Source organism: Spiroplasma endosymbiont of Zeiraphera isertana, from assembly GCF_964030805.1.
In the GTDB taxonomy this organism is placed as follows: domain Bacteria; phylum Bacillota_I; class Bacilli_A; order Mycoplasmatales; family VBWQ01; genus Spiroplasma_E.
The window spans coordinates 2,164,005-2,180,874 of the sequence record NZ_OZ034965.1; the positions used below are offsets into that span (position 1 = coordinate 2,164,005).

The 16,870-nt window shown below is 24.1% G+C and carries 21 protein-coding genes and 3 pseudogenes; 10 read left to right on the forward strand and 14 right to left on the reverse strand.

Going from position 1 to position 16,870, the window contains the following annotated elements; translation table 4 throughout:
- Positions 1–69: 69 nt before the first annotated feature.
- Together AAHM78_RS15095 and AAHM78_RS15100 are read right to left on the reverse strand one after the other, a co-directional pair.
- Complete coding sequence (locus AAHM78_RS15095; RefSeq protein ID WP_342253750.1) at positions 70–1,029, reverse strand: IS1595 family transposase; 960 nt, start codon at positions 1,027–1,029, stop codon at positions 70–72.
- A 74-nt stretch (positions 1,030–1,103) separates the two neighbouring features.
- Positions 1,104–1,913: pseudogene (locus AAHM78_RS15100) on the reverse strand (IS30 family transposase); the annotation flags it as partial.
- Positions 1,914–1,993: 80 nt separating this feature from the next.
- Between AAHM78_RS15100 and AAHM78_RS15105 the strand changes: the two are divergent.
- Positions 1,994–2,176 carry a hypothetical protein gene (locus tag AAHM78_RS15105; RefSeq protein WP_342253752.1) on the forward strand — a complete coding sequence of 61 codons (183 nt, stop codon included), beginning with the start codon at positions 1,994–1,996 and terminating at the stop codon, positions 2,174–2,176.
- On the opposite strand, the gene AAHM78_RS15110 is transcribed toward AAHM78_RS15105, so the two are convergent.
- Both AAHM78_RS15110 and AAHM78_RS15115 read right to left on the reverse strand, forming a co-directional pair.
- Positions 2,142–2,858, reverse strand: coding sequence for an IS1595 family transposase (locus AAHM78_RS15110; RefSeq protein ID WP_342253753.1), 717 nt, complete (start codon positions 2,856–2,858; stop codon positions 2,142–2,144). The genes AAHM78_RS15105 and AAHM78_RS15110 overlap by 35 nt on opposite strands.
- Positions 2,859–2,902: 44 nt before the next feature.
- Entirely contained in the window at positions 2,903–3,127 is a 225-nt protein-coding gene (locus AAHM78_RS15115) for a hypothetical protein (RefSeq protein ID WP_342253754.1), read from the reverse strand.
- A gap of 481 nt (positions 3,128–3,608) precedes the next feature.
- Between AAHM78_RS15115 and AAHM78_RS15120 the strand changes: the two genes are divergently transcribed.
- From AAHM78_RS15120 to AAHM78_RS17280, 3 genes are all read left to right on the forward strand, one after another.
- Positions 3,609–4,271, forward strand: coding sequence for an FMN-dependent NADH-azoreductase (locus AAHM78_RS15120; RefSeq protein WP_342253755.1), 663 nt, complete (start codon positions 3,609–3,611; stop codon positions 4,269–4,271).
- Between the two features lie 111 nt (positions 4,272–4,382).
- The gene (locus AAHM78_RS15125) at positions 4,383–4,940 is read left to right on the forward strand and encodes a BspA family leucine-rich repeat surface protein (RefSeq protein WP_342253756.1); all 558 of its coding nucleotides are present in this window, start codon (positions 4,383–4,385) and stop codon (positions 4,938–4,940) included.
- Between the two features lie 49 nt (positions 4,941–4,989).
- Positions 4,990–5,127: a BspA family leucine-rich repeat surface protein gene (locus AAHM78_RS17280; protein WP_425289816.1), complete on the forward strand. Its 138-nt coding sequence runs from the start codon at positions 4,990–4,992 to the stop codon at positions 5,125–5,127.
- A gap of 37 nt (positions 5,128–5,164) precedes the next feature.
- On the opposite strand, the gene AAHM78_RS15130 is transcribed toward AAHM78_RS17280, so the two are convergent.
- On the reverse strand, positions 5,165–6,430 hold the full coding sequence (locus AAHM78_RS15130; RefSeq protein ID WP_342253757.1) for a rod shape-determining protein: 1,266 nt from the start codon (positions 6,428–6,430) through the stop codon (positions 5,165–5,167).
- 197 nt (positions 6,431–6,627) lie between these two features.
- Between AAHM78_RS15130 and AAHM78_RS15135 the strand changes: the two genes are divergently transcribed.
- From AAHM78_RS15135 to AAHM78_RS15145, 3 genes are all read left to right on the forward strand, one after another.
- On the forward strand, positions 6,628–7,020 hold the full coding sequence (locus AAHM78_RS15135; RefSeq protein ID WP_342253603.1) for a transposase family protein: 393 nt from the start codon (positions 6,628–6,630) through the stop codon (positions 7,018–7,020).
- Positions 7,021–7,079: 59 nt separating this feature from the next.
- Positions 7,080–7,355 carry a transposase family protein gene (locus AAHM78_RS15140; RefSeq protein ID WP_342255211.1) on the forward strand — a complete coding sequence of 92 codons (276 nt, stop codon included), beginning with the start codon at positions 7,080–7,082 and terminating at the stop codon, positions 7,353–7,355.
- Positions 7,356–7,633: 278 nt separating this feature from the next.
- Positions 7,634–9,709 carry a fructose-specific PTS transporter subunit EIIC gene (locus tag AAHM78_RS15145; RefSeq protein WP_342253758.1) on the forward strand — a complete coding sequence of 692 codons (2,076 nt, stop codon included), beginning with the start codon at positions 7,634–7,636 and terminating at the stop codon, positions 9,707–9,709.
- Here AAHM78_RS15145 and AAHM78_RS15150 read toward each other — a convergent pair.
- The 3 genes from AAHM78_RS15150 to AAHM78_RS15160 form a co-directional block, all read right to left on the reverse strand.
- Positions 9,706–10,650 (reverse strand): IS30 family transposase, encoded by a 945-nt coding sequence (locus AAHM78_RS15150; protein WP_342253759.1) that lies wholly within the window; start codon positions 10,648–10,650, stop codon positions 9,706–9,708. The genes AAHM78_RS15145 and AAHM78_RS15150 overlap by 4 nt on opposite strands.
- A 179-nt stretch (positions 10,651–10,829) precedes the next feature.
- Positions 10,830–11,204: a transposase family protein gene (locus AAHM78_RS15155; RefSeq protein WP_342255212.1), complete on the reverse strand. Its 375-nt coding sequence runs from the start codon at positions 11,202–11,204 to the stop codon at positions 10,830–10,832.
- Between the two features lie 50 nt (positions 11,205–11,254).
- A complete protein-coding gene (locus AAHM78_RS15160) occupies positions 11,255–11,647 on the reverse strand; it encodes a transposase family protein (RefSeq protein ID WP_342253760.1) in 393 nt (130 codons plus the stop codon).
- 75 nt (positions 11,648–11,722) lie between these two features.
- On the opposite strand from AAHM78_RS15160, the pseudogene AAHM78_RS15165 reads away from it, so the two are divergent.
- Positions 11,723–11,872, forward strand: a pseudogene (locus AAHM78_RS15165) (transposase); the annotation flags it as partial.
- Between the two features lie 15 nt (positions 11,873–11,887).
- Here the strand turns inward: AAHM78_RS15165 and AAHM78_RS15170 are convergent.
- The 4 genes and pseudogenes from AAHM78_RS15170 to AAHM78_RS15185 form a co-directional block, all read right to left on the reverse strand.
- Positions 11,888–12,448 (reverse strand): annotated as a pseudogene (locus tag AAHM78_RS15170) (ISNCY family transposase); the annotation flags it as partial.
- A 375-nt stretch (positions 12,449–12,823) separates the two neighbouring features.
- Positions 12,824–13,198, reverse strand: a complete 375-nt coding sequence (locus tag AAHM78_RS15175; RefSeq protein ID WP_342254611.1) for a transposase family protein — start codon at positions 13,196–13,198, stop codon at positions 12,824–12,826.
- A gap of 50 nt (positions 13,199–13,248) precedes the next feature.
- Positions 13,249–13,641: a transposase family protein gene (locus AAHM78_RS15180; protein ID WP_342252835.1), complete on the reverse strand. Its 393-nt coding sequence runs from the start codon at positions 13,639–13,641 to the stop codon at positions 13,249–13,251.
- 368 nt (positions 13,642–14,009) lie between these two features.
- Entirely contained in the window at positions 14,010–14,990 is a 981-nt protein-coding gene (locus tag AAHM78_RS15185) for a hypothetical protein (RefSeq protein WP_342253762.1), read from the reverse strand.
- 81 nt (positions 14,991–15,071) lie between these two features.
- On the opposite strand from AAHM78_RS15185, the gene AAHM78_RS15190 reads away from it, so the two are divergent.
- A complete protein-coding gene (locus AAHM78_RS15190; RefSeq protein WP_342253763.1) occupies positions 15,072–15,464 on the forward strand; it encodes a transposase family protein in 393 nt (130 codons plus the stop codon).
- 59 nt (positions 15,465–15,523) lie between these two features.
- Positions 15,524–15,889, forward strand: a complete 366-nt coding sequence (locus AAHM78_RS15195; RefSeq protein WP_342255213.1) for a transposase family protein — start codon at positions 15,524–15,526, stop codon at positions 15,887–15,889.
- Here the strand turns inward: AAHM78_RS15195 and AAHM78_RS15200 are convergent.
- On the reverse strand, positions 15,881–16,234 hold the full coding sequence (locus AAHM78_RS15200) for a hypothetical protein (RefSeq protein WP_342253764.1): 354 nt from the start codon (positions 16,232–16,234) through the stop codon (positions 15,881–15,883). The two genes, AAHM78_RS15195 and AAHM78_RS15200, sit on opposite strands and share 9 nt — an antisense overlap.
- 14 nt (positions 16,235–16,248) lie before the next feature.
- Positions 16,249–16,791: a hypothetical protein gene (locus AAHM78_RS15205; RefSeq protein ID WP_342253765.1), complete on the reverse strand. Its 543-nt coding sequence runs from the start codon at positions 16,789–16,791 to the stop codon at positions 16,249–16,251.
- Between the last annotated feature and the right edge of the window lie 79 nt (positions 16,792–16,870).

Genomic DNA, 16,870 nt, shown 5'->3' on the forward strand with positions numbered 1-16,870 from the left:
TGATGAAATAAAAAAAATCATCAACCCGGCCTAAAATTTGATTTTATTTAATTTTGGGATTTATTTTTTTTACAAACCGAAATATAATGCTTCAGATTTTGCATAAGGTGATATTTTATAATGTTGGTATTTAAATTTTCATAAATTGAGGTAATTTTGAATATTGGTAAATCCAATGCCATGATAATGAGTAATAAATTCTTTTAAACTTGATTGTATTTTACTGATATTACTTAAATTTTTATAATTTAATTCTTTATTTTCTTTTGATTTAAATTTCTTGAGAGTACATTTTGTTTGTTTAGCTACTGTATCATATAGTATTTGCATATCACAAACTATAATTGATTTTTCTTCGATAAGCTTAGATGTTAAATTTTCTTGTACTCATTTTTTTGTTAATCTTTTAGTATTTGTTGTTTGAGCATAAATATTTTTATTTTCATCAATTGCCATTTCAATACAACAGTTTAAATCTTTAGCATTTTCTTCAATTCATTTTTTTCTTGGATCATCTGGATTTTTGAAATTTCCTTTATGAATTTCTTTGATAAAAGTTTCATCAATTTCAATTCTACCTTTTAATTTTGTGAATGGTTTTTGTGTTTTTGCTAATTGTGATGATTTCATAAATTTTTGTCGATTAAATCATGCTGATGTTTTTGAAATTTTAGCAAATTGAGAAATAGTATAAGCAGATTGACCTAACAATGACAATCAAATTATTCAATCTCATTGTTCATGAGATAAATGACTTCAATGTAAAAAATGATTTCTTAAAGCATCAAAGCTACTTTTACAATCTTTGCATAAATATTTTTGCTTATTATTCTTAAAACCATTTTTTACACATCAATAAGATTTACAATTTGGACATTGAATTCCTTTTTCTTTAAATTTTTTATCAATTGCATCTAATTTTTCTTTTTTCTCAATTTGTTTAATTCTATTTTTAAAATGTCTAATAATTTTTATAAATTCTTCATCTTTTTTGTTTTTTAAAACATCAATTAATTCATTATTAGTCACAAAAAATCACCCCTGATATAAAAATATTACTTTTAATTTAAAATTAAAAGTAATATCAAGATTTTTTGTGAAAATTAAAACGATTTTCTGGGTGTAGAATTAATTTGAAATGCTATAAAATTTAAATCTTTTTGTTTATATGAAGATAGATCTGTAGATTTTGGTAAATATCTTCTTAAAATACCATTATTATTTTCATTTAAACCCCTTTGGCAAGGTTTACTAGGATCTGCAAAATAAATTTTGACATTACAAATTTTTTCGATTAATCTTCATTTACTAAATTCTTTACCACGATCAAAAGTAATGGTTTTAACTGTTCCTTTTTGTAACTTTGAAATAAATTTTATTATACTTTTCGTAATATTTTCTGATTTATGATTTTTAGTTACTAAAGGAATTGTGTTTTTTGATCATATATCAGCCAAAGTAATAATAGAACTTTTATGATCTTTGCCAATGATAGTATCACCTTCTAAATGACCAAATTCTTGTATATTTTTAATATTAGGAATGATTAAATTTCTTTCATGAATAGACTTACAATTATTAATTTTGCCCCTAGTTTCTTTTTGTTTGTGAGATTTATTTTTGCCTTTTCTCAATAAGTTATTTTCATCAAAACCCATTCGATTTGTTTTAAACATGTTATATAAAGTTTTTGTTGAAATACTTTTTATTTTATTTTCCTTTAAAAAGTTAGCAATTATATCAAGAGCATACTTTTTAGTAATTAACAAATGATTAATACTATTAATTTCTGTTAAAGTTAAAATTATTAATTTTCTGCCTGCATTTTGTTTATTTTTTTGAAATTGATTCAATATTTCTAATGGCAATAAGTTTTTATTTAATAATCTACAAACTCTATGTACAGTTGATTTTTTTAATTTTCACAAAAAATCTTGATATTACTTTTAATTTAAAATTAAAAGTAATATTTTTATATCAGGGGTGATTTTTTGTGACTAATAATGAATTAATTGATGTTTTAAAAAACAAAAAAGATGAAGAATTTATAAAAATGGCTTTTATCCCTTTATGTACTATTTTTAAATTTTATCACATAAATGGAGATAAAAGCCTACCTAGGAAATTATCCCCGCATGTATTTAAATCAAACACAAAATTACAGTTTCAAAACTAGGTATGTTATTGAATTTATATGCTGATTCTTTTGCATATAAATGAATATTGTGCTTTGAAACTCTTATGTGTGTTCGGAAAGTTCGTCGGATGTGCTTTCATGCTGATTCAATCTGGTTTGTGTTTACACCTGTTGGTGACACATACCCAACTTCATGATTTACGATTTCATGTTTGGGATAGAAGTTTTTGAAACTTACATATCCCTTCCAAGAATCCGTAAATAGACAGCACTCAGTAAAAATGTGTTTCAATGCAAATCTTAAAAGGTTTTTTTCATCTGCATTTTTCAGCACCTTCACAATTAGTTTGTTGCTGGTTTTCTCATAAACTCCAACAATCAAAGTTTTATTCAACAAGGATCTTCCTTGTTTTTTAAAACCTAAATGTGAAAGATACATTTCATCCATCTGTGCTGTGCCATCAACAATGAAACCTGCATCTTGATTTCCAATTCTAGTCCTGATTTCATGACACATTCTTCAAGCTGTTTTATAGGTCACACCCAATTCCCTTGCAACATCGGTTGCTGGTATGCCATGCTCTGTGTTTATTCATCTAAAGATGAGATAAAACCAAGATGTCATTTGGGTCTGTGACTTATAAAAAATGGTTCCATAAAGAATACTAAATGTTTGGTTACAGTTCAAACATCGTATTCTTCTCAAATCAGAAGCATTCAAACTAGAAGAAGCACACCTGATGCATTTCATTGTTTTAAACTTCGCTATATATTTCAAACAATCGTTTTCAGTTTGAAATATGCTATTGAATTCATTTCAATTCATTTTTTCCTCCACACTAGTACATGCGGGGATAATTTCCTAGGTAGGCTTTTATCTCCATTTATGTGATAAAATTTAAAAATAGTACATAAAGGGATAAAAGCCATTTTTATAAATTCTTCATCTTTTTTGTTTTTTAAAACATCAATTAATTCATTATTAGTCACAAAAAATCTTGATATTACTTTTAATTTTAAATTAAAAGTAATATCAAGATTTTTTGTGAAAATTAAAAGAAATTTTAAATTTGTAATTAATTAAAGTACTAATTTTTAAATTTCTATTCATCAATTCAAGTAATTTTTGTCTTCTTTTATTCATATTTTTGCCTCTTTCTATATTTTTGATAGTCTAATCTCAAATTTCTTAATAATTATCATTTGTGTACAAATACTAAAATTTCTATAATAACTACTTATATTTATTTTTTAGAATTAATATCTATTTAATTTAAAATTTTTCTATAAACTTTTTTTAAAAGTTTTACACACTTTAATGATAACACTTTATAGAAATTGATAAAATTATAATAAATATTTCATTTTTTTATAAAACTATATTTTTATTTATTATTTTTTAAAAAATAATAAATAAAAACTGATAAAATCAAATTACAAAGTTATTTTAGATATTTCGGAGGCAAAAATAATGGCAAATAAAATATTAGTAATTCGTTCTTCTATAATTAAAAAAGAACTATCTTATTCTGAAAGTTTAGTATCTCGTTTTGTTAAATATTATCGTGAATTTCATCCAGAAGATTCAATAATTGAATTAGATTTAAATCAAATACAAATGGCAAGTATTACTATTACGCAAAAAAACTTTACTTCATATTTTAATGAAAAAGATTCTGATTATTATATTAATCAACTAAAAAATGTTAATAAAGTTATATATACAACACCAATGACAAATTTTAATGTTACTAGCATGACAAAAAATTATTTAGATCACATCTTAGTTGCTGGTAAAACTTTTGATTATAAATATACCAAACAAGGTGAAGCTAGAGGATTATTACCACATTTAAAAGTTCAAATTTTGGCGACACAAGGAGCACCATATGGCTGATATTTATGAGGTAATCATGCAACTTATTTAAAAAGGACATGAGAATTTGTAGGTGCTAAAGTAGTAGAACCAATTCTTATTTGTGGTACTAAGGTTCAAGAACTTCATCAAAATGATGCTAATTTACTTATTGGTTCTAAAATATTAGCAAAAGGTGGAGGTTTGCCAGCATTAGGGCCAGAAAAAACGATGGATAAATTTGAACAGTATATTAAAGAAGCAGCAAAAAAGTTTTAACTTTAAAAAATATAATTTTTGTGAATTTATCTTCAAAAAGTAGTAAAGTAAAATTGGCTTCTTAAATAAAGTCAAAATAATAAAATAGAAGGATGAAAAAATGAAAAAATATTGACAGCATTAAGTGTTTTAACATTTGCATCAGCTGCAGGAAGTTTAACTGTAACTGTCTTAAACACAAGTTCCCAAAAAAATGATGTTTTAAATAATAAAACTCAACAAGATACAATTTACATTGATGAAAATGGCAAAAAAGTAATAACTAATAAGCATAATCTATCATATATAAAAAATACCAAAATTACTCAAATTGGATTTTATAAAAATGATCAAGGAGAAATTCAAGTTGTTAATATGCCAATAACAATTAAAGAAGTCCCAGAACAATTACCACCAGAAATAACTTCTTTGAGTTATATGTTTATTCATACAACATCATTTAATCAAGATTTATCAAAATGAGATGTATCTAATGTAACAAATATGAACAATATGTTTAGTAATGCATGAGTATTTAATCAAGATTTATCAAAGTGAAATACATCAAACGTAATAGATATGAGTTGAATGTTTTCCACTGCAAATGCATTTAATCAAGATTTATCAAAGTGAAATACATCAAACGTAATAGATATGAGTTGAATGTTTTTATACGCTTTTTTTATTTAATGGAGATATTTCATCTTGAGATACTTCAAATGTTACGAATATGAATTTAATGTTTGCTCATGCTTTAAAATTTAATCAAGATTTATCAAAATGAAATGTATCTAATGTTATGAAATACGAAAGTTTTTCTTTTGATTCAGGACTTCATAACTCAAAAAAATTACCAAAGTTTAAAAAAAATTTTTAATAATTTAAAATACTAATTTAAGATTTTTATAGTTTTTTTATCCTAAATCTTCGTCCTTTATTAGAATTTCACGATTAGGATTTTGTTCAATTATTAATTGTTTGTAAATTGTATCACGATATTTTACACAACCATCAATAACATTATCTAAAGGATTTAGAGCAGTACGCACTTCAAAAAGATCTCCTTCATATTTTTGACGCATTGGTTTTGTACCTTTTTCAGTTTTAACTTCAATATAATATTCTTTAGCTAATTCTTCTTCAATAAATTTATCAACTTTTTTAATATAAGCTCCACCACCACAAATTGTGATTCCCTTACCTTTTTTCTTTAAATCACTAATACTTCCGGCAGCCTTGTCACCAGCAGTTCTTAGTACTCTACGAATGGCTGGAATAATATGTTCTTTGAATTGAGCTTGCATAACATTTTCACGAATTTCTTCTGGTGTAATTTCAATAGTTTTAGAAATTGACATTGTTTCTCCTGGTTGAGAATTTAATCTAGGTAATGAAAAACCCGAAATTGTGTATGGTTTTTCATCTTGATATTTCATAAGTGAGCCAATATTTTTAATAACATCTTCAGCTTCTTTTATTCCAACTTTTAAGGCATGTTTTTTTATAATATATTCTTGAACTTTTTGTATTAAATAGTCACCAGCACAATGTGTTGTATATGAATATAATATTGAATTATTACTAATAATAGCAACATCAGTACTGCCACCACCAATATCAACGCACATAATTGCACTTCCAAAAATATCTTGCCCTGAGCCTAACGCTGCCATTTTTACTTCTTCTTGTACAAATCCACGGAGTGCTCCTAAACGATATACAATATTTTCTAAAGCTTCTTTTTGTACTGAATTAATTTCACTTGGTGTGGCCATCAACACAATCAAATTACGATTTTTATCTAATTTTTCATGTTTTTTTATAGAATTGTTATTAATTTCTTTTAAATTTTTAATTTCAAGTCTGAAATCTTGAAAAATTTTAGTAAGAATACGTTGTAAAGTATCTGGATCAGCAATATTACCATCACGAACTGGACGTTTAATAATAACGTTTTCATTTGTTTTGTCAGTTAAAGCCTTAGCCTCTTCACCGTAAAGAATTCTATTTTTTTCATAGTCTTCAGCTAAATAGGTTGGAGCATCATATCTAAGACCTATATTAATATGTCTAGCTTTAAAGTTTTCTGTTCCGATATCTAAAGCTAATCATTGATAATCAGTTATTGATTTAAGTTTGTTATTTTTCTGATTTAAATTTTCTTTTCTTGTTTTAAACATTTCTCTAATTTTCCCTTTCTTTAAATACTTAAATTTTATCTAAATTAATTTTACATTATTTTATAAATAAGTTATTTATATTAATTTATAAGGAAATATGGGATTAATGTTGATAATTTTTATTTATTAGACTTGGTGCAAAACCTTTAATTTTAACAATTTAACGATTATTATTAATATTAAAGGTGATAGTTATTATGTTGAAAAAATATAAAGATGATCAAGAATTTTATAGTTTAGTCGGCATAAAGACACAAACATTTTATAAAATGCTTGAAATTTTAAAAATTGCTGAGTCTAAACAAAAATATTATGGTGGTAGAAAAAATAAAATTGTAATTGAAGAGCGTTTATTAATGACTTTAGAATATTGAAAAGACTATAGTAGTTATAGAGTTATTGCAAAAAGATATAATATTAGTCATACTAGTTGCATTCGTAATATTTTTTGAATTGAAAATATTTTAATAAAAAGCGGAATTTTTAATTTACCTGGAAAAAAAGATTTAACAAAAAATAAAGGTACTAATAATAATTTGTTAGCTATTGATGCTACTGAAACTCCAATTGAAAGAATTAAAAAAAACTAAAATTACTTTTTTCAGGTAAAAAGAAACATCATTCTCTCAAATCCCAAATAATTATTGATATTTCCAATGGAAAAATTATTTCAACTGCTTTTTGTTTTGGAAGCATTCATGATTTTAAATTGCTTCTAAAATCTAAAACTTTTATTCATCCAGAAAAACAAGTTTTTGTTGATTCAGGTTATCAAGGTATACAAAATATTCATAAAAATACATTTTTGCTATTTAAAAAAAGTAAATACAATCAATTAACACCAATTCAAAAAGAATACAATAAAACTTTAAGTAAAATTAGAATTAAAATTGAACACGTATTTGCTAAACTAAAACGGTTTTAAAATTTTAATTTTAAAATATCGCAATAAAATACGAAGATTTGCATTAAGATTTAATTTAATAGCAGGAATATATAATTTTGAATTACCTTAGTTTTGCACCAAGTCTATTATATTTTGTTTAAAAAACAGCAAAAACTTTGAAGTATGTAATATATCTAATTTTATAAATATTAAATTTAATTGAATAAATAGTTAAAAATATATTTTAATTATCCGAAAAAATCTCTGGTTTTTATTAAAAAAAGGAGATAAAATAATCATTGGAAAGGAAGGTAAAATTGAAAATAACTAATGATTTATTAAACGACTCACATATTATTTTTGAATCTAATATTAAAAATCAAATAGAAGCACTAACTAAAATTACTGATTTGGCATTTTCATTAGGTTATATTACTAATCGTGATGAATTACTAAAAGCATTTCTTGCTCGTGAACAAGAATCATCAACAGGTTTTGAAGGTGGAATTGCAATTCCACACGCTAGAATTAAATCAATTAAAAAACCTGCAATTCTAATATTATGTAATAATAATGGTGTTGACTGAAAAGCAATAGATGGACAATTAACAACTTTTATTATTGCTTTAATAATTCCCGAAACACAAGCAGAAAATTTACATTTAGATATTTTAAGTACACTTGCAATTAAACTTTTAAATGAAGATTTTCGTAAAAAATTAAAAAATGCAAAAAATTCACAAGAAATAATATCGCTTATTAATGATGAAACAGTTAAAAATAGTACTAAAAAAGAAATAAAAACAATGAAAAACAAGAAAACAAAAAAAATTATTGGAGTTTCTTCTTGTACAACTGGAGTAGTTCATACTTACATGTGTAAAGAATTATTAGAAACCGCAGGAAAAGAAATAGGCTATCAAGTACATATTGAATGTCAAAGTCAAAAAGGACCAGAATATGTACTAACAGAACAAGAAATTAAAGAAGCGGATGTCGTTATTTTAGCAACAGATGTTGCAATTGACTTAGAACGTTTTATTGGTAAAAAAACATATACTTGTGGTACAAAACCAGTAGTTAAAGATGCTAAACAAACTATTAAAGAAAGTTTAACAAAAGCAAAAATATACGGTGAACCTAATGGAAATAGTGGTGATTTCATTTTAAATGCTTCGAAAGGTAAACCAGCAATTTTAAAACATTTATTCAGTTGAGTATCATATATGATACCATTTGTTGTTTTTGCTGGTTTAATTTTTGCTATTGTTGGTGGTATCGCAAAAGGTACTTTTGGTAATGGATTTGAATTTAAAAATTCATGAGAAGAACAACTTGCTTGATTAAAAACAAATCCACCAGGAGTTAATTCTGGATTAATTGGTGGTACAACGCTAATGCATGTATTAATGATTATTACATTTTTATTAGTATCACCTGGTACGGGAATGTGATTTGGATGAGGAGTATTTAATCTTACTGCTAGTTCTAAAATTGATGCAAGTCAACCTTTTCAGGGTAATGCTAATGTTTCATGAACATTATTTGGTTCTCTTTATGGAGGACTAATGGCTGGTTATTTAGTTCGATTTGTAAATTCATGAAAAGTACCAAAATGATTATTACCAATTATGCCAATTATTATTATTCCTGTTTTTTGTACAGCAATTATTGCAATTCCAACCGCTTTCTTTTTAGCAGCACCATTTGGATATGTAATGGGTGCATTGGATTATGGTTTAAGTTGAATGGGGTTACATCCAAATATAGGGTTTTTAGTTGGATTATTATTAGGAGCAATGGTTGGATTGGATATGGGTGGTCCAATTAATAAAACAGCTGTTCTTGTTGCAACATCATTAATGGTACAAGATGGTGGTCGATTAATGGGACCAGTAGCAGCAGCGATTCCGATTGCGCCATTGGGTTGTGCATTGACATCAACAGTATTTAGTCGTAAATTATTTACAAAACAAGAACAATCATTAGGGTGAAATGCCTGATTATTAGGGTTTATGGGAATTTCTGAATCTGCTATTCCATTTGCAGTAAGAGATACATGAAGAACAATAGTTGCTAATGTTATTGGTAGTGCTGTTGCGGGTGCTTTAGCATTTGGTTTTGGTGTACTTGGTCATGTTGGGGCTTGAGGTTCTTTTATTATTGCTTTATTTGGTGGTGTTACTAATATTAATGGTAGTTATATTGGTATTTTATGATATGCAGTAGCTATTATTATTGGTACGGTAGTACAATCTATTATTTATACTTCACTTTTATTGCAAAAGCAAGGATTATATAGATCTTCAATTTTAACGTTATTAAATAAAATTGGAATTAAAACTAAAAATAAAAAAACCTGAGTTGTAAATATAAATGGGACAGTTTTTTAAAATAATTGTATTAAATCTATTGGTCTTTTATAAGAGAGCGATTTTCTGGTTGTAGAATTAATTTGAAATGCTATAAAATTTAAATCTTTTTGTTTATATGAAGATAGATCTGTAGATTTTGGTAAATATCTTCTTAAAATACCATTATTATTTTCATTTAAACCCCTTTGGCAAGGTTTACCAGGATCTGAAAAATAAATTTTGACATTACAAATTTTTTTGATTAATCTTCATTTACTAAATTCTTTACCACGATCAAAAGTAATGGTTTGAACTGTTCCTTTTTGTAACTTTGAAATAAATTTTATTATACTTTTCGTAATATTTTCTGATTTATAATTTTTAGTTACTAAAGGAATTGTGGTTTTTGATCATATATCAGCCAAAGTAATAATAGAACTTTTATGATCTTTTCCAATGATAGTATCACCTTCTAAATGACCAAATTCTTGTATATTTTTAATATTAGGAATGATTAAATTTCTTTCATGAATAGACTTACAATTATTAATTTTGCCCCTAGTTTCTTTTTGTTTGTGAGATTTATTTTTGCCTTTTCTCAATAAGTTATTTTCATCAAAACCCATTCGATTTGTTTTAAACATGTTATATAAAGTTTTTGTTGAAATACTTTTTATTTTATTTTCCTTTAAAAAGTTAGCAATTATATCAAGATCATACTTTTTAGTAATTAACAAATGATTAATACTATTAATTTCTGTTAAATTTAAAATTATTAATTTTCTGCCTGCATTTTGTTTATTTTTTTGAAATTGATTCAATATTTCTAATGGCAATAAGTTTTTATTTAATAATCTACAAACTCTATGTACAGTTGATTTACTATAATCAACAATTTTTGCTATTTTACGAATCGAAAATCCATAATTTTTATATTCTTTTATTGCTATTATTGATTCAATACTCAGATACTTATACATTGCGCTAATTCCTTTCTTTTCTTAATTATAGACCTAACACAATTTAATTTTTATATAAGTGTCCTTTTTAATTTTACAATTAAAGTATATCCAAAAACTGTTCTATTATCAGTATAAAATGTTTTTGGTATGCCATAATTAGTTAAAATTTGATAAAAAACATTAGACTTGGTGCAAAACTAAGGTAATTCAAAATTATATATTCCTGCTATTAAATTAAATCTTAATGCAAATCTTCGTATTTTATTGCGATATTTTAAACTTAAAATTTTAAAAAGTTTTAGTTTAGCAAATACGTGTTCAATTTTAATTCTAATTTTACTTAAAGTTTTATTGTATTCTTTTTGAATTGGTGTTAATTGATTGTATTTACTTTTTTTAAATGGCAAACATGTATTTTTATGAATATTTTGTATACCTTGATAACCTGAATCAACAAAAACTTGTTTTTCTGGATGAATAAAAGTTTTAGATTTTAGAAGCAATTTAAAATCATGAATGCTTCCAAAACAAAAAGCAGTTGAAATAATTTTTCCATTGGAAATATCAATAATTATTTGGGATTTGAGAGAATGATGTTTCTTTTTACCTGAAAAAAGTAATTTTAGTTTTTTTTAATTCTTTCAATTGGAGTTTCAGTAGCATCAATAGCTAACAAATTATTATTAGTACCTTTATTTTTTGTTAAATCTTTTTTTCCAGGTAAATTAAAAATTCCGCTTTTTATTAAAATATTTTCAATTCAAAAAATATTACGAATGCAACCAGTATGACTAATATTAGATCTTTTTGCAATAACTCTATAACTACTATAGTCTTTTCAATATTCTAAAGTCATTAATAAACGCTCTTCAATTACAATTTTATTTTTTCTACCACCATAATATTTTTGTTTAGACTCAGCAATTTTTAAAATTTCAAGCATTTTATAAAATGTTTGTGGCTTTATGCCGACTAAACTATAAAATTCTTGATCATCTTTATATTTTTTCAACATAATAACTATCACCTTTAATATTAATAATAATCGTTAAATTGTTAAAATTAAAGGTTTTGCACCCAGTCTAATAAAACTTTAAGTAAAATTAGAATTAAAATTGAACACGTATTTGCTAAACTAAAACGTTTTAAAATTTTAAGTTTAAAATATCGCAATAAAATACGAAGATTTGCATTAAGATTTAATTTAATAGCGGGAATATATAATTTTGAATTACCTTAGTTTTGCACCAAGTCTATTATAATAACCATCTAATGTTTCTTGATTATCAAATCATAGTCCAACAATACTTCCTGTAGCATCATCAATTGCAGCATGTAAAAATGTTTTTGGTTTATCGTTACCAAATCAATGATGATTACTGGCATTCATTTGAATTAATTCACCAAAATTTGTTCTACGATTTCTTGTAGGATGTAAGTTATTTTTCTTATTCTTATGTCTTTTTGGTGAAATTATTTTTTCTTTGATTAATATAGTATAAAGAGTACTATATGAAATTTTGATTTTTTCTTCATTAATTAATTTTTCATGAAAATGTTGAAAATTAAAATTATAATATTTTGTTTTATACAAATTTATAATTTCATTTTTAATTTTAATCTTTGTTGCTTTATTAGAAATTCTATTGCGAGATTTATGAATAAAACCATTTTTACCTTCTTTATTAAAAATTTGAATTAACTGATTAATTCTTCTAATAGTTAAGTTAAGTTTATTATTGGCTTGATGTTTAGATAATTTTTTAATAGTAATGTCATTTATAATTTTATACTTATATTTTTCTTTCATAGTCATGCTTCTTTCCGTATTTATCACCAAGTATATTTAACTTCACTTTTTGGGAAATTTTCACTCGATAACTAATAAGGAAATTATAACTAAATAATGACAAAAAAAAGAATTTTAATTGACATATTAAAAAAATTAAATTACAATTCTAATTATAATTTAATAGATGTCCAATCCTAATATAGATATTTCTCTATATTAGGATTTTTATTAAATTAAAATATTTGAAAGGAAGATAAAAAGATATGCCTAAAAATATACAAAATATACAAATGACAGAAAAAGAATATAAAAATTTTAAAAATCTTTAATTGTAAAATTAAAAAGGACACTTATATAAAAATTAAATTGTGTTAGTTCTATAATAGACTTGGTGCAAAACTAAGGTAATTCAAAATTATATATTCCTGCTATTAAATTAAATCTTAATGCAAATCTTCGTATTTTATTGCGATATTTTAAACTTAAAATTTTAAAACGTTTTAGTTTAGCAAATACGTGTTCAATTTTAATTCTAATTTTACTTAAAGTTTTATTGTATTCTTTTTGAATTGGTGTTAATTGATTGTATTTACTTTTTTTAAATGGCAAAAATGTATTTTTATGAATATTTTGTATACCTTGATAACCTGAATCAACAAAAACTTGTTTTTCTGGATGAATAAAAGTTTTAGATTTTAGAAGCAATTTAAAATCATGAATGCTTCCAAAACAAAAAGCAGTTGAAATAATTTTTCCATTGGAAATATCAATAATTATTTGGGATTTGAGAGAATGATGTTTCTTTTTACCTGAAAAAAGTAATTTTAGTTTTTTTTAATTCTTTCAATTGGAGTTTCAGTAGCATCAATAGCTAACAAATTATTATTAGTACCTTTATTTTTTGTTAAATCTTTTTTTCCAGGTAAATTAAAAATTCCGCTTTTTATTAAAATATTTTCAATTCAAAAAATATTACGAATGCAACTAGTATGACTAATATTATATCTTTTTGCAATAACTCTATAACTACTATAGTCTTTTCAATATTCTAAAGTCATTAATAAACGCTCTTCAATTACAATTTTATTTTTTCTACCCCCATAATATTTTTGTTTAGACTCAGCAATTTTTAAAATTTCAAGCATTTTATAAAATGTTTGTGGCTTTATGCCGACTAAACTATAAAATTCTTGATCATCTTTATATTTTTTCAACACAATAACTATCACCTTTAATATTAATAATAATCGTTAAATTGTTAAAATTAAAGGTTTTGCACCAAGTCTAATGTATAATTATTCAATTGTGTATTGTCAACATTTGGCATTTTCATTTGCTCCTTTTAATAATTGATTAGTTTTTTTAATTTGAATTCTAACTGTTCCTTGACAATTTATATTATTACCAACACATATAGCAAAATTATCATGTACATCACTCACTCTAAAATAATCATTTCTTAAATTAGGATATTCATCTAATAAAATTGCTCTTAAATCATTACTTGTAGTTAAATCTTGTGGTTTAGGTGAATAAATAGTAATATGTGCTTTTTCATCAAAATATTTATAAATATATTCCGTAATTATTTTTTAGTAAATTCTAAATTTACTACTCCATAATATTCAGTATTATTACCAGTCATAGTAGCAGTTGTTGATGTAATATTACTAAATGTTGCTTTACCTTTTTCATAACCACGATTACCAACATTTATTATTGCAGTTTCTAATTCATCACTAGTAGGATTATTTCCGGCCATAGTAATTTTTCCTAAATTTCTATAATAAATAACATCTTCTAAATTTAATTTATTAATATCATCATATAAAGTTGATTGATAAGTTGCATTTTCATTTTTTGGATTAGTTAAAAAATCTTTTGTTCTTGCTTCTTTAATTTCTGCAATTGTAGGCATAGTTGGTCTAATTAAATACATTAAATTAGGTCTAATAGCACTAGGTAATGCAAATAAACATTTACCAATAATTTTAATATTATCTGTATCATTATCTAATTTTTGTCTTATTTTAGTAAATGAAATAGGCATACCTCACATATATCTATTAACTACAAAACCATGTGTATTTTTTAAACTATAATCTTTTTCTAAGTGCATTGCTTTTTCAGTATCATGAATAAATTCTTGTTCTAAATAAAAACTTTCTCAAAATTCCATACCAGCAATTAAACTTGTATATCTTCTACCATATGCTAATGTATCTGCTGAAATTTGACTATAATTTAAAACAGTAAATGCTTTTGATAAACCTAAATTACTATCAATTCCGGTTGCTCCCATTAAATCTTCTCTATTAGTTCCTACAGTAATATAATTTACTAATTTAATTAATTTATTATTTCTTGCTCAAATTTTATAATAAGCTTCTTTTGCTTGTTCAGCATTCATATTAATTAAATCTAAAGGTAATACTAATGATTTAGCAATAGCATAATCTTGAATACCATTTAAAAATATTAATTCTAAGTTTTCACCTAAATTTCTCATAAATGAAGCTGTTCAATTTGAAACAATTTGTATTGCAATATCTTTTGGTGCTTTCATAAATCTTTCAATAGACTTGGTGCAAAACCTTTAATTTTAACAATTTAACGATTATTATTAATATTAAAGGTGATAGTTATTATGTTGAAAAAATATAAAGATGATCAAGAATTTTATAGTTTAGTCGGCATAAAGCCACAAACATTTTATAAAATGCTTGAAATTTTAAAAATTGCTGAGTCTAAACAAAAATATTGTGGTGGTAGAAAAAATAAAATTGTAATTGAAGAGCGTTTATTAATGACTTTAGAATATTGAAAAGACTATAGTAGTTATAGAGTTATTGCAAAAAGATATAATATTAGTCATACTAGTTGCATTCGTAATATTTTTTGAATTGAAAATATTTTAATAAAAAGCGTAATTTTTAATTTACCTGGAAAAAAAGATTTAACAAAAAATAAAGGTACTAATAATAATTTGTTAGCTATTGATGCTACTGAAACTCCAATTGAAAGAATTAAAAAAAACTAAAATTACTTTTTTCAGGTAAAAAGAAACATCATTCTCTCAAATCCCAAATAATTATTGATATTTCCAATGGAAAAATTATTTCAACTGCTTTTTGTTTTGGAAGCATTCATGATTTTAAATTGCTTCTAAAATCTAAAACTTTTATTCATCCAGAAAAACAAGTTTTTGTTGATTCAGGTTATCAAGGTATACAAAATATTCATAAAAATACATTTTTGCCATTTAAAAAAAGTAAATACAATCAATTAATACCAATTCAAAAAGAATACAATAAAACTTTAAGTAAAATTAGAATTAAAATTGAACACGTATTTGCTAAACTAAAACGTTTTAAAATTTTAAGTTTAAAATATCGCAATAAAATACGAAGATTTGCATTAAGATTTAATTTAATAGCAGGAATATATAATTTTGAATTACCTTAGTTTTGCACCAAGTCTAATATCAAATTCTGGAATTTCAAAATCAATTGTTAAATATTTATTAATTTCTAATTTAGTTGTATAAACATCACCTTTTTGTCTTTTAGTTCCATTTTTTCAATCTCATGTTGAACCTCATAATACACGAACAGTTGCTCTATAAATTGCAATACCAACACCAGCCATTTCACCAATTTGAGCAGCACTACAAGTTCCACGCATAAACATCGTTGATTTTTCACTTGTTAATTCACCACGTACTTGTGCTTCAAGTACACTTAAAATAGCATTTTCTGTAGGGTTATTAACTTTAATAAAACATGCTTCAGGTATTTTTATAGCTCCCATAATAAAACTTATTTCTATTTACTAATAGATTGAAAAGCTTCATTTCTAGTAATTTCAACTAAATATTCTAATTCTTTTTGATTAGTCATTCCTTGTGTTATTGCTTTATTTTTTAAATCTTGAGCAATTTTAAAATGGTCTAATGAATTATTATGTAATTGTAAAATTAAATCAGTAGGATTAATTGAATTATCTTGTTGTTTATTTTCTTGTTTAATAGGTTCTGATTTATCAATTAAAAAATCTTTATAATCTTCATTTATTTTATTAAATGCTTCTTGTTTAGATAAAGATTTATAATTATCAGTACTCATTAAATTTTTAATTAAATTTACTTTTTTAGTATCTTTAATATTTGAAAATAATTGTTGCTCTTCAAAACTATTAATTTTATTTTCATATTCTTTTATTTTTGTTTCATATTCATTTAATTTAGTTAATTTAGGTTCAATATCTTTTTTACTTTCAGCATATACTACATTTCTATGTTTTTTTAGTAAATTTTTAACATCATCTAAACTATAATTCTCTTTTTCATCAAAAGTAAAATCACTCATACTTTTAATCTCCCTTGTTATTAAATTTTAATAATTCACTTGGTTAATAGGTCACTTTTATATATGTTATTTAACATAT